The sequence below is a fragment of the Gordonia aquimaris genome (genome assembly GCF_026262595.1).
Taxonomy (GTDB): domain Bacteria; phylum Actinomycetota; class Actinomycetes; order Mycobacteriales; family Mycobacteriaceae; genus Gordonia; species Gordonia tangerina.
The window spans coordinates 1-1,499 of sequence record NZ_JAPKFM010000070.1 but is presented as its reverse complement, the minus strand read 5'-3'; the positions used below and the strand labels follow the sequence as shown (position 1 = coordinate 1,499).

Annotated in this window: 1 protein-coding gene; it reads right to left on the bottom strand. The window is 64.3% G+C overall.

Annotated features, from left to right (window positions below):
• Positions 1–10: 10 nt before the first annotated feature.
• The gene (locus OSB52_RS24595; protein ID WP_422393741.1) at positions 11–1,360 is read right to left on the bottom strand and encodes an IS30 family transposase; all 1,350 of its coding nucleotides are present in this window, start codon (positions 1,358–1,360) and stop codon (positions 11–13) included.
• Between the last annotated feature and the right edge of the window lie 139 nt (positions 1,361–1,499).

Here is a 1,499-nt window from a genome sequence, read left to right as displayed (position 1 = left end):
CTGGGCGGGTTCAATCGGTCCATGCAACACCGGGTTGTTGTAGTGAGTGTAACTGTCCTTCAAAGACTTCGGCGGGGGTCTTCCAGCCGAGGGCCTTTCGGGGACGGTTGTTGAGGGTGTATGCGATGGCTTCGAGGTCGTTTGCAGACCACCGTGACAGGTCAGTTCCCTTCGGAAAATATTGGCGCAGCAGCCCATTAGTGTTCTCGTTGGACGGTCGCTGCCACGGCGAATGCGGATCGGCGAAGAACACCTGCGTTCCGGTATCCATCGCGAACTGGGCATGAGCGGACAGTTCCTTACCGCGATCCCACGTTAACGTCTTGCGCAACTGCTGCGGCAGCGCCGCTATCGACGCCGTCAGTGCCGCGTTCATCGCGATGGCGCCGTAGCCACCGAGTGCCGGCCCGTTCTTCACCGGCGGTTGCTCACCCCACCCTTGCAAGCGTGGGAGATGGACTAGAATCGTTGCGCGACTGCGCCGTTCGACAATAGTGCCGATAGCCGACCGACCCACACCGATGATGAGATCACCCTCCCAGTGGCCGGGGACAGCACGGTCGTGGGCCTCAGGCGGGCGCTGGCTGAGGACGACATCGGAGGTGACGTGACCCTGCGGCTTGTTGCGTGAGCGAGCACGGGGCTCCCGCAATGCCCGCCCGGTCCGCAGGCACGCCACCAACTCGCGTTTGAGCGCGCCACGGCCCTCGATGAACAGGGATTGATAGATTGCCTCATGACTGATGCGCATGGATTCATCATCGGGGAAATCGACCCGCAGGCGCTGGGAGATCTGCTCCGGACTCCATGCCAGAGACCACCGCCGGTCGGCCCGGTGCGGCTTGTTGAGCCCCTTCCACGGCGGCGGCGTGGGGCCGGCGACGATCGTGCCGTAGGGGCTACGGACAGTGCCCGCCAACCGCTCCTGCACGTACTCCCGCAACTCGACGTTGGCCACGAGTTTCGCTGTTTTCGGGCGCTTGGCGGCCTGCTCAGCTTTCCACTGCGCCACCGAGGCTCGATACTCGAGTTTCCCACTCCTGGTAGCGGAGTTGCGGCGCAACTCACGCGAAATCGTTGCCGGACTGCGTCCGATCTGCCGAGCAATCTCTCTCACACCACACTGTTGGGCGCGGAGCAGCGCGATCTCTTCCCGTTCAGCGAACGACAGGTAACGACCCGCCGGCTCGTCCAGACTCAGTGGCGTCATTCCGCCAGCGTGGCGGAACCACCGCGACCCCACCGGCACCGACACGCCGACCGCCACCGACGCCTCCGCCGTGCTCATCCCCGTCGCGATCAACCCCCAAAACTGACGTCGCACCGCCCGCGACGGCTCGGGCCGGCCCGGCGAACGCATCGCCGGCCGCAACGCACGATCAGCTCGCCACTGCCGACGAACCCCCGTGGGCGCATCGCTGGTCTTCTTGCTCCAGTCTGCTGTAGCCAAAGCCAACACCTCCAAGATCAAGGTGTTGCGACGACCAGTTGAATTCACC

What these genes read in the sequence shown, in the direction of transcription:
- OSB52_RS24595 (WP_422393741.1), bottom strand. Translation starts at nt 1,360, where the DNA reads ATGCGTTCGCCGGGCCGGCCCGAGCCGTCGCGGGCGGTGCGACGTCAG.